This window comes from Falsochrobactrum shanghaiense (assembly GCF_003149535.1).
GTDB classification, from domain to species: Bacteria; Pseudomonadota; Alphaproteobacteria; order Rhizobiales; family Rhizobiaceae; genus Brucella; species Brucella shanghaiense.
On sequence record NZ_QGDB01000018.1, the window covers coordinates 1 to 13,644 of the forward strand.

Consider the following 13,644-nt stretch of genomic DNA (forward strand, 5'->3'; position numbering starts at 1 on the left):
CTTCAGGGCCGCGCGCGCTAACCGTTGCAACTTAAAGGAGGGGTACTTTTTGGACGCCGATAAGGGGTCCCGTTTGGGTGCTGATAGACATGACTAGCATAAGTCAGGACAGAACACCATAAAAACAAGTAGTTTCAGTAAGATAAAATCAACCGACACGTGCCGGCGGAGCACCCCAGTCCGGACGTCTCCAGTCTATTCCTTCCCATAGCATCGCCAGTTGGGCTGCTGTCAGTCGAGCCGTCCCATCGGCCGCTGAAGGCCAGGGGAAACGGCCTTTCTGCAGAATTTTATAGTAAAGGCAAAATCCCTGGCCATCAAAATACAGCAGCTTCACCCGATCACCACGCCGCCCACGAAAGGCGAAGACAGCTCCACCTGTCGGCTTCTGGCGCAAGACATCCTGCGCCAACATCGAAAGGCCCTCAATGCCCTTCCTCATATCTGTGACGCCGCAGGCAAGGTAAACCCGAACGCCGGTGCCCGGTCCAATCATGCCTGTTCCACCGCCCGGATCAGCCGCGTCAGAACCGCACCTTCCACTCGGCTGCCAAAACAAAGACGGCGGCCGCAGCGCAAGTGCAATTCAATCATGGAGGGCGAAGCATCAAGGGCATCGTTCACCGCGCCACCGATCTGCTCGCTACTCATCTCAATAGGAAGAAATACGGCTTCCTGTGAGGAGAGCAGAAGCCCCTTCTTCTTCAGTTCCCGTCGCCAGGAGTAAATCTGCTGGCGGGTCACATCGTACTTCTGCGCCACATCCGTCACTGTCGCGCCGTCGATCCCAATCGACATCACGATGTCCAGTTTCTTCTGATCTCCCCAGCGACGACGCCGTTCCGCGCCAAGAACTTCAACTCGCATCCAATCCTCGCATAAGACACGTCGCTAACGACGTCGTTAAACACGTGTCTATGCCAAAATCACGAACTCAGGCAGGCGGTAGCAATCGGGACGTTACGTTGAGATGGCCGCGTCACTTTTTTCCAAGAGCCTCTTTGAGCAGTTCCGCCTGCATGCTCATCTCCGCATACATCTTCTTCAGGCGACGGTTCTCGTCTTCCAGAGCCTTCATCTGGCTGATCATCGAGGCATCCATGCCACCGTATTTGGATCGCCATTTGTAGAATGACGCAGTGCTCATTCCATGTTCCCGGCATAACTCGGGTACAGGAACGCCGCCTTCCGCCTGGCGAAGGATGGCAAGGATTTGCGGTTCGCTGAATCTGCTCGTCTTCATCAAAATCTCCTCGATCATATAGCCCGAGAAAATTCTACTTTTGAAGTCCGTTGTTTGGCGGGGGGATTACCGTGCTGTGCAACGGTCGTGGTCTGAAAGTTCCATCCGATATTGAACGAAAGACCCTGGCATCGTTGATCGTCTGTGTGGAAGCATCATGATCGGGCCTTCAGGAAATGTGCGGGTCTATCTGGCTTGCGGGGTGGTAATCCCGTGGTGAAATGGGGAGCACTCCAAGCGCCGACTCACGACACCTACTCCTTAAAAATAGAAACAACTGAATTTACAAAGTGATCTAGACTATATCTTGACGCAATCAACTTTCTCCCAACTCTGGATGCTTCATAGAATCTCTCAATACTTATTTTCGAAATGTACTCAACTATTTCTTCTTCATTTTCAAAAATCATAGACGGAGGATAAATATACTCGCACCCGTCCCAATGGCGAACAACACTTTGGCCACCCCCGGAGAAACCATCAAGAACGGCTAGATGAAAACTTTCAGGTCCAGAAAACAGATCTCCTGAATCACTGGTAGAGAGCACAAAGCCAACTTTTCTATCGGAGAGAGTATCGGGTAATTTTGATTGTCCGATAAAATTCACGTATTGCCGTAAATCATTTTCTTCGATAAATTCTCGGCAAAGTTCATAATATTTCATTTCTATTTTGTCGCGAGTGACCCAGCTAAAATGTTCTGGACCATAACCAAAAACATCAAGTGTATATCTAGAATCTTTCATACGTAATGCAACGAGTATTTTCAGCATGCGCATGAAGCCTTTCCGGCTCGGGACTACACCAACCGCAGCCAACCTAAATAGACGATCAACCTCGAACCGGTTATCTTCTTTTCCTAAAAATGTATAGTTTGGAATTAACCGTACCTTACCCCTATGAATATGATTAAACCTCTGAAGTAATCTTTCAAAATAGAATACAGATACTGTAATTATAGCGTGAATTCTTTTCGGGTTAACGTAATAGCCGTAATTACGACTTAACTCCATCCGATGCATGCGGATAACGAGCTTTTGATTATCGCGCTTATTCTCTGAATACCAAACTGCGTTTGCTAACAACCACTCACACCAGATATAATCTGCCCAAAGCAGATGTTCACGACTGCGTTTCTCGTCATGTACATCGTGACTTTCCCACTCATCGATCCTAATATCGAAATATTTCTTAAGAGAATCTACACTCGACAAAATAAACTTCAGGTCATACCCAGCTATAAGAAGCCTAGGCTTACACGCTTCAATAAATCCGCTGTAATCAGATGTGACAACGGCGTTAAGCACGCTGAAATATCGAGTTCCTAAAAGTTTCTTGTCTAACTTTTCCCACGCCAACCCCAGAAAATCAGAAAACTCCTGAAAAGTGTTTCTATCGATGTCTCCAAGACCTTGAAAAATCATCGAATGAAGAACAGTATTCAACCCAACATGGAGTCGAATTTCAAAATAGCTGATGCCAGTTCTCTTCAGTGCATTTTCTGCTTCCACCCAGACGCGAATATGGTTTTTAAGCTCCCTCCGCCCGTACTGTTGAGTACTGGAAGCGTGAGGCGACGAGCGTTTATTGTATACAAATGTTGGGTGATCAATGTAATGAATATTATTTGACTTTTCTAAAGCATTAATAAGAAATAATGTATCCTCTCCAACCCTTATATCTTCGTGCCAGAGGATATTATTATCAATAATAACGCTTCTTTTAATAAATGAGACTACCGTAGTACTTTGGGTGGTAATTATTAACCTTATCTTTTCCGCTTTGGAGAGTCCTTCGCTCCAGTTTGGCATTCTATTCAATTGCCGCAGGTTTCCGCTGCCATCATCAACAATTAAATAGCCTCGAACAATACAAGCATTTCTTGATACTGCGTAATTGTAATACGCTCGAAGCGTATCGGGGAAAATTGTGTCGTCACAATCCATGTATATGATAAATTCCCCTTTGGCCTTCCGGCTGCCGTAATTTCGTGGCTTTGAAGGGGAGCCGCTGTTAGACGTTAAACGATATACTGACCAGTTTTCCTGATCCTTACAAACCTCTAGAAGATAATCGAAGGTGCCATCAGATGAACAGTCGTCGACGAAAATGACTTCAAAGTCCTTTTCCGGAAACTCGATGGCACGCAAAGAGCTTATGCATGCTTCGATTTTTCCACGGGCATTATAACAGGGGACGAGGATAGATATTTTCAATGTAGACCTTAGACGTAAAAAACCGAATTCCAACTGTTATGATTTTTCTTAGTGAGCAGCGGCAAGAAACCCGACGAAGAAGATAGCAAGGACTTATTCAAATCAAGCGGAACGACACTATACTTCGCCTCTTCTGCGTCAAAGCCAATGTATCTCTCACCGGCATAGCATAAATGCAGCCTTGCCTTGTCCAGCCACGAAAGCGGCGGAAAACGGCAGCCCGTCACAAACAGCATATTCGCCGTATATATTATATTTGCCTCTGGATCGCTATATTTTTCTAAAAAAGATTCACAAACGACCATACTCCCATATCGGTTATATTCCTGATAATAGGCTGCCACCTCATCGTCGGGAATCATTTTAGATAGAAGGAGTAGAAGCCTGCTATTAGGAATCAGAGCCTCAACCTGAGAAAAATACACGATGCTCGCTCTGGCTTCATCATGATTGTTTATACGTGAAACCAATGTTACTGCCTTATCATTCTTTCGGTAATAAAACCCTATTGAATCCAGAATGAATTCCCACCGATTTTCATAGGTATGATTTTCAAGAACATTATGTAGCGCACGCTCGCGGATCACATCTATTTCTTGTTTAGATAGTCCCTTCAGGCGAGCCGGATCCCTATCAACAAAAACCACATCTTTACCGAACATCTTATCCATACCGAGAGAATAATTAGACAACACTAATGTATTACTGGAGATCAATTCAAAAACTCGCCGTGCAAACATTGTCGACGAAGTGGTAACTGTATTGAAGTTCAATCCAAACAAGCTTGACTTATATATACTATTAATTTTCTTATGCTCTACCGGTGGGAAGAGGTAAGAACGAAATCTCTCCGGAAAGATGTGATTTTCGTCCTTTGTACCGAAGTACCTATCGATTAGTTTTAGCGAATACCCATCCTTCACGAACCTATCCAATACCTGCTCCATCAGTTGCGAGCGTTCCTTATGTACGCTATACCAACTGCCAGCAAAAACGATATCCTCTGTCCTGCTACCGTCCAATTCAAGAGGATTAAACATTCGAGGCTGGCTCGCGAAAGGTAGAGCAAAGACATTCTTGCATCCATAATCTTGTCTATATCGCGCTACACACTCTTCCGCCGTTGTAAAAACAAAATCAAAAAGCTGTGCTGTCTTAATAAAATCATGAACCTTATCGCCAAAATGTGTCGGGTCCTCCTTATTCCAAAACACAGTTGGGATGGCATTTAAGTTACAATAATTTAATATACTTAAAAGCGCGCCGCGATTTTCATTCTTAAAATTGACGCTCGCATATACCTGACCTTTCCACGGCCTACGTACCGAGTCAGGCCCAGACCACGCGGACTCGCAAAAGAATACATCCGGCTTCTCATTTTCGAACCGCTCCCTCCAATTGTCCGGCTCCACAGGGATAGCCTTGAATTCACACGCAAAACTGCCAAATGAGAACTCATCAAGAATCGTTGCAACTTTGACCTGAGAAGCGAACGGTGTTCCCGTCACCATATGCTTGTCCTGTGCGCCAGCCACCAGATCTGCCGGACCAGCAACGCTACGCCTGCTTCGCCACCAATAAAGTAGCTTGCGCGCTAGTCGTTCCAAAACCGGACGGGCCTTAATTTCGCGAATCAAGTAATCTTTGGCTCGCACAGTCAGCCGCGGCAATTTGTGTGTCTTTTTCTTTCTTTGCCAAACCATCGAGAAATACCTCTGATCATTAGAACGCGAACAGCAAATACCAGCTTTAGAAACCAGACAACGACGTTCAGGCTTCAACAATTTTACTCGGTATTTAATAAATTAAGCTAAAAAGTATATTGGTAATTCCTGGGATAGAACTCGGCATCTGCAATTACACTCCGAAAGGGCCAGATTAATGGTAAGCGCGACTGGCAAGCCTAAATTTCTTTATCTGTCTCCCGAAGACCATTTATCTATATTACAGAAGGCTTTAACATGCCCTGCTTGCAATTCCAGCACCTTCGTGCATGTGCGCTTGATCAATGAATGATTATGACTTGCTAGTACGATTATGCCGGCCTTTTCAGCCATACTATCCATACGCTGCTTAGCTTTTTCTTGAAAAGCGGGATCGCCTGCGCCGATCCACTCATCCATCAATAGAATCTCCGGCTCGAAACTGGTCGCTATCGAAAAGGCCAAACGCGCTGCCATGCCTTGGCTGTAGGATTTCAACGGCATATCAATGAAATCACCCAGTTCGCTAAATTCAATGATCGGCTCCATACGTTCCGCGATTTCCTGCGATGACCAGCCGTTGATCAGTCCCCGCAATTCAATATTGCGTCGCCCCGTCGCTCCGGCACGAAAACCCAAATTGATGTTGAACAAGGCATCAATTTTGCCATCTACGATTAGCGTTCCACCGGAGGGTTCATAGATGCCATATAAGACTTTCAGCAAAGTCGTTTTGCCTGCGCCATTCGAACCAATCAAGCCCAATCGGTCACCGGCCTCAAGATCGAAACTGATACCGTCTAGCGCCTTGACTTCACTGCGACGCCCCGCTCTGACGATAGCCCCGCCTGGCCCCGACATCAGGGATCGTTCCTTCCGCCTTGCCAGAGAAGCAGGCTGCATCAGCCTATAGGTCAAGCGAAGATTATCTGCGTAAATTGATACCATTACAGAATAAACACAACCTTCTTGCGATAGCGGCCCATCAAGAATACGGCCGCAACCCACATCACAATACCTATGAGAACGCACAAAAAAAGTGCTTTTAAAGGCGTAGTACCGTTTACAATCGGAATTCTCACCATCTCCACAAAATAGGTGAAAGGATTATACCAGTAAAAGAGGTGCCGAACACCATGACTGCCATTGTAGGTCCAGAATACCGGCGTCAGAAACATGCCCACCCGCATGGCATTGGATATTAGATACCGGCTATCTGGAAAATAGGCTCCGACGAAAGCGAAGACCGTTATCACTGCCGGAGCCGAGAGAACAACAACAACGACGCCAAGCGCACTCCAAAACCAGGTGACAGATGGATACACGCCCGTGAGAAGTAGCACACCGAGACAACCCAGCAAAGCATAACTGTTCCGGATTACAGATTGCATCGTCAGACGAAAAACATAAGTCGAAAGTGGCAAAGGCGTTCCCTTAATAAAACTTTCTTCGCGCGAGAACAAAGAAACCCCCTGCGTAATAACCTCAAGAATAAAGAACCAGATAAGAAGTCCTATTGAAATATAGGCAAGATAATTGTCGTCACCAGCACCCGACTGCATGACAAATCCGAAAGTCCCAATAAATGTCAGATAGTTAAGAAGGAGCCAAAAAGGCCCCAACAGGGTGTTCTTATGGCTGTCATCTATGTCTTCTTTTGCAAACGCCAACCAAAGGCGTCGTGACCCCCACCCCTTGAAAAAATCGTCTATTCCTGCACGAAATATATTGCTCATTCCGCAGCCTTAACTATCACCGGTCTTTAAACATTTAATTTCAAAGCCGCCGATACATACAAATTATTAGGCTAAAGGCGGCCTCCCGAGAAAATAGGGCTTATCATTGAGCCCTCTGCCCATCCCACAAACCACGGGTATCAATCACCCTCTGACGATTTGCATCTGGCTTGTTACCTTCTCTGAAAACCGTGTGATCGACAAGTAGCACACAGACGTCAGCTGTTTTTAACGCTTCATCAGCGGTAACCAGGACTGCGTTTTCCAGTTTGGAAGGCAAGCAGTCAATATGCGGCTCTACCACCAGCAACCGTATATCGTCCCGGCTCGCGATTTGACGGGAGATATCCAAAGCAGGACTTTCACGAAGATCATCAATGTTAGGCTTGAAGGCCAGACCGAAGCAAGCGACGGTCGGAGTTTTTTCTGGATTGAGGTGTTTCCAGTCAGAAACCGCAGCATCAACCTTATCAATGACCCAACGTGGTTTAGAGTCATTGACTTCACGGGCCTGCCGCACAATCTTCGCCTGCTCTGGTGCGGAAGCAACAATAAACCAAGGATCAACGGCGATACAATGTCCACCAACACCGGGCCCCGGTTGTAGAATATTGACCCGAGGATGCCTGTTCGCCAAACGAATAAGCTCCCACACATCAATGCCCATCTTGTCGCAAATGAGGGATAGTTCGTTCGCAAAAGCGATGTTCACATCTCGAAAACTGTTTTCCGTCAGCTTAGCCATTTCAGCAGTACGGCTGTCGGTAACAATGCATTCACCTTCAACAAAAAGCCGATAAAGCTCTACCGCACGCTGTGCACAACGTGGCGTCATCCCCCCTACGACGCGGTCATTGGATACCAACTCCTTTAAAACTTGACCGGGCAGGACGCGCTCAGGGCAGTGAGCTACACGAATATCAGAATTCTCGCCTGCATTTTGCGGGAAGCTAAGATCTGGACGGGCGTCGGCAAGCCAAGCAGACAACTGTTCAGTAGCCCCGACCGGTGACGTTGATTCAAGAATGACCAAGTCGCCAGTCTTCAGGACGGGGGCAATCATAAGCGCGGCCGACCGGATATAACTAAGGTCAGGCTCGGGGCTGTCACCTGCTGTCACCTTCTTGAACGGTGTTGGTACGGCCACAATAAAAGCATCGGATTCTTCTGGTGTGACCGTCGCTCGCAGACGGCCGATCTTGACCACATCCTGTACGACCCGTTCAAGGTCCGGCTCAACGATATGCACCTTACCGGCATTGATTGTCTCGACCACATGAGCGGCAACATCGATCCCGATAACGGTCTGCCCTTGATTGGCCATCACCGCAGCAGTCGGCAGGCCTATATATCCCAAACCTACCACAGAAATAGTTTTGAATGTCATGCTGTCAAACTTGCCTTTTTTGAGAATTCGGCGGCTATATGATTGCAGATACGGGCAGTGGTTTGCCCATCCCCATATGGGTTGTGTGCGAGGCTCATTTCACGGTAAGCGTCCTGGTCCGCGAGCAATCGCTGGGCCCATGTCGTGATTTGTTCAACGTCGGTTCCGACGAGCCGAACAGTCTTTGCGTCCACAGCCTCGGGCCGCTCTGTCGTATCGCGCATGACAAGCACCGGCTTACCCAACGACGGCGCCTCTTCCTGAACCCCACCGGAGTCAGTGATGATCATATAGGATTGCATCATCAGATAGATGAAATCGACATACCCCACCGGTTCGATCAGTCTGACATTGTTAATGTCGCTCAAAATGCGATTTACCGGCCCGCGCACGGCAGGATTGAGGTGGACAGGATAGAGAATATCCACATCGGGATTGGCGTTGGCAATCGCTCGGAGCGCCTCGCATATGCGCTCGAAACCACCGCCGAAATTCTCGCGCCGATGACCGGTCACAAGAATCAGTCTGCGGTCGGGGCGCAAATAGTCATATTGCTTCCGCAAAGTCGCGGCGAGATCCGCATCTGTCTCAATGCGATGCTTGATCGTCAGCAATGCGTCGATAACGGTATTGCCTGTGACAAGAACATTATCAGGATTCACGCCCTCTGCCAGAAGATTAGCGCGGGCGCGTTCGGTCGGCGCATAGTGAAAGTTTGTTAGCACGCCAGTCAATTTGCGATTGGCTTCTTCTGGCCAGGGCGAATAAAGATTGCCTGTCCGTAAGCCAGCCTCTACATGCCCAACCGGAATTCGCTCGTAATAGGCAGCAAGAGAAGCTGCGAAAGTTGTTGCGGTGTCCCCGTGAACAAGAACAATATCCGGCCGTACGTCTTTCAGTACTTTTCGCATGCCTTGCAAAATCGACGATGTCACATCTGTCAAGTCCTGATTGGGACGCATAATTGCCAGATCACTATCGGGAACAACTTTGAAAATCTGCAAAACCTGATCCAGCATTTCGCGATGCTGCCCGGTTACACATGTGTGCGCATCAAAACGGTCATCATCATGAAGAGCGAGCGATAGCGGGGCCATTTTTATGGCTTCCGGACGGGTTCCCATGACGCAAAACGTCTTGATAGGCTTCATTAGATTGATCCCCAATAAATTTGGAACCCGGTTCCTACCCATTTGGTTGATACAGCACAATAGTCAATTTGCCGCTGTATCTTTGTCAGCTCATCGAGCAAGCCTCTATCGACCTCAGTAAGTCACCCCTGATTGCAATAGCTACCACCGTGACTGGCTGTTTCACAAAAGCGATGAAATCTATGGCACTCCGTAAAATATTCTGGCTGCCAACCTGCGTGACAAGGTAACTGGAGCATATCTAAAGCCGATCAGAAGTGCTCCAAGACCACCCCATGCCTCTTTAGCCCTAAAATATGTGCTAGCCCGTTCGTAAGCCAAAGCCTGCCGGAAACTGCGGTACTCATTTGCTTCCTCCATGCTTCTGGCATAGCTGGCATCAAGTTGCGACAATATCCGCAAACGATCATCTTTGCCTGCCCGGCGGGTCGAGGGCGAAATAATAGCAAGTGGAATGCCCGAATGGCCGACCTTCGACCGGAGAGCCAGACGCAATAGCAAATCCCAGTCTTCATACACACGAAGCGCGGGATTGTAGCCGCCTACTTCCAAAAACAGTTGCCGTTTCACCATCAATGTACTGCCCGCTGCAAATATACGGCCTGCGATAAGTTCGCGACGAATATTGAAAGCCAGTTCGAGTTGGTGATTAGCTTGCGCATCACGATTTCCATCGCGCTGATAAACGTAGTCACCCACGCAGCCTGCCCAGTCAGGATTATTTCTCATGACGCCCAACTGCGCGGTAATCCGGCCGGGCAATGCGACGTCATCCGCATCAAGAAAAGCGATATAATCGTGTTTTGCTTGTTCGACGCCAATGTTGCGCGCCGCCCCAGGGCCGCCATTTTCGGGAAGAGCGACTACACGCACGCACGGGGTCCAGATGCCTGTTTCGATGTTTAAAGGCGGAGTGCTATGATCGTCTATAATGATGATCTCGTCCTCTTTGCCTAATTGGCAGGCAACTGAAGCGACGCATCTTTCAATAAGTTGGCCCTGATTATAGTGCGGAATGACAACGCTCACAGCCGGTCGTTGTACCTTCATGTCAATTCCTCAGATTCATTGGCGAATCAACCATTGCCAGACCTTCATTACGGTCAGGATCTATTATCAATATCTTCGGAAATCATATGCCGGTAAACAGAAAGTGTGCGTTCATTAACTATCTTGTTTGAGAAACAGCTCTCGACCTTTTTTCGAGCCGCGTCAGCCAGGCTAAGCCGCAGACTTCCATCTCTGACGAGCGTTCTTATAGCGCCGGCAAGAAACACAGCATCCCTGGGCGGAACAAGAAGCCCTGTTTGCATATGGGTCACAATCTGCCGACAACCTGGAACATCAGTCGTTATTATAGCGCAACCAGAGGCTCCGGCCTCCAACAGCACCTTCGGCAGACCTTCCCTATAGGATGGCAAGCAGAAAATATCGGCTTGCAGAATTGTTTCTGTCATGTTGTTAGAGCGACCCTGCCAATCAACAAGGTTCCTGTCCTGCCAATCCTTGAGTTCTTTGTCGTCGATCTTGCCGGGATTGTCCGGGTCCGGTTCGCCCACAAGTACAAACCGACAATTCAAACACTCCCGTTGCAAAATCTCCACAGCACCGACAAATTCCCTCACCCCTTTTTCTTTCAGCAAACGCGCTGCCAGCATAACGACAATTCCGTCTGCGTCCTGTCGTTTCACATAAGGGAAAGCATTCAGATCTACCCCCGCCCCTTCTATGACTACCAGCTTATCGGGCTTAACAAGTTTACGCTCTACAAGCTCCGTGCGGTCATCGTCATTTTCAACGATGGCAATCTTGCGTCGCCCATGCAACGCGATTTTCAGCGCCTTGACAACGAATGGCCTGAGCAAGCGTGCCTTGATTGTATCTGATGAAAAAACAAAACCCATTCCGACCGGAGCATTAACGACTCTCCCAATTCTCGCTAAAAAGGCAGCGAATGAACCCACAATTATAGGCCGCAAAGCGATATGATGCACGATATCCGGCGCAGTACGCCGATAAATCCGTGCAACCTCAGCTATTTCTCGCAAAAGCTGGAAAGGCCCCAAGCTCGCGCGCCGCATATCTAGATGGATTAAATTGAAACCCGCAGCACGTATTTCTTCGCCACGAGTGCCAACCCGCGTAACGACATGCACCTGAAATCCGGCTTCCTTCGCTGCTTTGGCCCTATCCATAAAATGCGATAAAAAAAACCAGTCCTCGCTTATGAGATAGATAAGTGATCGAGACAATAGACCGCCTTATTTGTAATTTCGTTTCGTAATACTTTACAGCGCCATCTCAAAGAAGGCGATCATGCATCCACGCAATCATGCTTTTTCTTTGCCGCGACCGATGTGGAATAATGGTGGCACGTCACATTGCCGAAGCCCCACCAAACGGCTACCCATTATCTGAAGCGAATGGAAGATATAAGCTATACGTGATTCATTCCATATCCGATTCGGTCTTCAAGGAAGTGCCTAGAATTCTATGACAGCCAAACAAATCATTATCGCATCCACGCATCCCTTTATGGCCGATATGCGATTTGGAACTTCTTACCTCGCTGAAGCGCTGTGCGAATTGGGCTGGAATATTTTATACATAGAGCAGCCAACGAGTCCGTTGCATCTTGTCCACCCGCAATCTCGCAAACGAGCATGGCAAAAGACCATCGGCGCTCTGCGCACTTTCGGCGGCAATACACAGACCTATCGCTTCGGAGATGGCAGCTTGACGCTGCTTCAGACCATCGTGCCATGGCCGCATGTCAACATGCCATTGCTCCGCAGCGAACACATGCTGAATTACTGGTGGAAATATACCTTTCCGCGTCTTTCAGGCGCATTCAGGCGATCTGAACTAATGCATCCGCAGGCATTTCTGACCGATAGCCCCTATTTTTATTCATTGGCGCAGAATTTACGGCTGCCCGTTATTTATCGTTACGCAGACCGTATTCAGTATTTTTCCGAAGTAACGTCAGCTTTATTGGCAAAACAACAGGTCGCATTGCAGTCTTCCGATATCGTACTCTACACATCCAAAACAATGCAGGCGGATCTGCAAAACAGGACCAAACCTACTTATTATCTACCTAATGGAGTTAATACAGCGCTTTATGGAAAGCCATGTAACGAGCCACCCGAACTGATTGGCATTCCTAAACCCCGCATAATTTACAGTGGAACACTTGGACCATGGCTGGACGTATCCGCCATTCGCGCGGCAGCCCTCGCACTGCCGAATATGCAGTTTGTTCTGCTAGGTAAGTCCAGCACCGAACACCCTTCTCTCGCCGGCATTTCAAATGTTCACTTTCTGGGGACTGTCCCCCATTATCGTGTGCCGGAATTTCTCCAGCATTCCCAAGTCGGAATCATTCCGTTCGATATAATCAACCAGCCGAACCTCGTAAGAGCTATAAACCCTTTGAAATTGTATGAGTATTGCGCCACTGGCCTGCCGGTCGTGAGCTATATTTCCGAAGAAACGATAAAGGCAGGCGATCTGATCGATTATTACAAAACTCCAGACGAGTTCATAACTTCCATCCGAAGTGCTTTAGCCAGAACTGATGCCGCCAACCGTAAAGAATGGGCAGACGAAATGTCATGGAATAACCGCGCTATGGATCTCCAAGACCTCATATTCAATTTGAACCTGTCAAATGTCTCGGGCTAATAAAACCACTCCAGAAGCTGTCTGCCCGATCGAGGTTGATGAAAAATTCGAGTTTCAGGCCAGCGGCAATTTCTACGGCGGGAGGAATCCGTCTGAACAAGAAACGACGGCAGCGAAAGCCGCGTCCGAACAAGAGCAGGTTCCAGATGATCGCAGCCCAATGAACAACCCGACGAGATTGCGACCCGTCTTGAAGAACTGAATCGGGAAGACCCCGACTGCTACGCAGCGATGACAGAAGACGAGTACGAACAGTGGAAAACTGAATTCGGCGCATCCCAGCTGGGCTTGCTGTTCGACCTCACGCGCATAATCGGCGGTGGCGCCGTTACCGGTACATCAGCGGTTATCCAGATCGCGTTGTTGTCGCTGCGGAAGGTCAGGTCATCTGTGAGCATCTGCACATCTTTCGCCAGCACAATGACACACTTTCTCAATTGTCTAAGAGCCGAACCGAAAATTAAGTTGAGCGATTTCAGGAGTTTATGATTCTCTGTGGTTTACCAAGACTACGGAGGATC

General features: G+C 48.1%; 12 protein-coding genes and 1 pseudogene. 2 read left to right on the top strand and 11 right to left on the bottom strand.

Translation table 11 applies throughout. The annotated features are described in order from the left end of the window. Positions 1 to 148 precede the first annotated feature (148 nt). The 11 genes and pseudogenes from tnpB to DKP76_RS18455 form a co-directional block, all read right to left on the bottom strand. Positions 149 to 496, bottom strand: a complete 348-nt coding sequence (gene tnpB / locus DKP76_RS18405) for an IS66 family insertion sequence element accessory protein TnpB (RefSeq protein WP_011982990.1) — start codon at positions 494 to 496, stop codon at positions 149 to 151. Continuing rightward, a complete protein-coding gene (tnpA, locus tag DKP76_RS18410) occupies positions 493 to 867 on the bottom strand; it encodes an IS66-like element accessory protein TnpA (RefSeq protein WP_199224860.1) in 375 nt (124 codons plus the stop codon). Before tnpA ends, tnpB begins: the two co-directional genes overlap by 4 nt. Before the next feature lie 115 nt (positions 868 to 982). Next, positions 983 to 1,243: pseudogene (locus tag DKP76_RS18415) on the bottom strand (transposase); the annotation flags it as partial. Between the two features lie 254 nt (positions 1,244 to 1,497). Then, positions 1,498 to 3,492: a glycosyltransferase gene (locus DKP76_RS18420; RefSeq protein ID WP_109708110.1), complete on the bottom strand. Its 1,995-nt coding sequence runs from the start codon at positions 3,490 to 3,492 to the stop codon at positions 1,498 to 1,500. Next, a complete protein-coding gene (locus tag DKP76_RS18425; protein WP_146198955.1) occupies positions 3,468 to 5,240 on the bottom strand; it encodes a CgeB family protein in 1,773 nt (590 codons plus the stop codon). The genes DKP76_RS18420 and DKP76_RS18425 overlap by 25 nt, the downstream gene beginning before the upstream one ends. A 132-nt stretch (positions 5,241 to 5,372) precedes the next feature. Beyond that, positions 5,373 to 6,023: an ABC transporter ATP-binding protein gene (locus tag DKP76_RS18430; RefSeq protein ID WP_245410292.1), complete on the bottom strand. Its 651-nt coding sequence runs from the start codon at positions 6,021 to 6,023 to the stop codon at positions 5,373 to 5,375. An 86-nt stretch (positions 6,024 to 6,109) separates the two neighbouring features. After that, on the bottom strand, positions 6,110 to 6,898 hold the full coding sequence (locus tag DKP76_RS18435; protein ID WP_109708113.1) for an ABC transporter permease: 789 nt from the start codon (positions 6,896 to 6,898) through the stop codon (positions 6,110 to 6,112). 103 nt (positions 6,899 to 7,001) lie between these two features. Beyond that, entirely contained in the window at positions 7,002 to 8,285 is a 1,284-nt protein-coding gene (gene wecC, locus DKP76_RS18440; protein WP_109708114.1) for a UDP-N-acetyl-D-mannosamine dehydrogenase, read from the bottom strand. Next, positions 8,282 to 9,436, bottom strand: a complete 1,155-nt coding sequence (gene wecB / locus DKP76_RS18445) for a non-hydrolyzing UDP-N-acetylglucosamine 2-epimerase (protein ID WP_146198956.1) — start codon at positions 9,434 to 9,436, stop codon at positions 8,282 to 8,284. Before wecB ends, wecC begins: the two co-directional genes overlap by 4 nt. A 180-nt stretch (positions 9,437 to 9,616) precedes the next feature. Next, complete coding sequence (locus DKP76_RS18450) at positions 9,617 to 10,486, bottom strand: glycosyltransferase family 2 protein (protein WP_109708115.1); 870 nt, start codon at positions 10,484 to 10,486, stop codon at positions 9,617 to 9,619. Between the two features lie 53 nt (positions 10,487 to 10,539). Next, complete coding sequence (locus DKP76_RS18455) at positions 10,540 to 11,688, bottom strand: glycosyltransferase family 4 protein (protein ID WP_109708116.1); 1,149 nt, start codon at positions 11,686 to 11,688, stop codon at positions 10,540 to 10,542. A 241-nt stretch (positions 11,689 to 11,929) separates the two neighbouring features. Here DKP76_RS18455 and DKP76_RS18460 point away from each other — a divergent pair, with 241 nt between their 5' ends. Continuing rightward, on the top strand, positions 11,930 to 13,123 hold the full coding sequence (locus tag DKP76_RS18460) for a glycosyltransferase (protein WP_109708117.1): 1,194 nt from the start codon (positions 11,930 to 11,932) through the stop codon (positions 13,121 to 13,123). Then, positions 13,110 to 13,325, top strand: a complete 216-nt coding sequence (locus tag DKP76_RS18465; protein WP_109708118.1) for a hypothetical protein — start codon at positions 13,110 to 13,112, stop codon at positions 13,323 to 13,325. The genes DKP76_RS18460 and DKP76_RS18465 overlap by 14 nt, the downstream gene beginning before the upstream one ends. Positions 13,326 to 13,644: the final 319 nt, after the last annotated feature.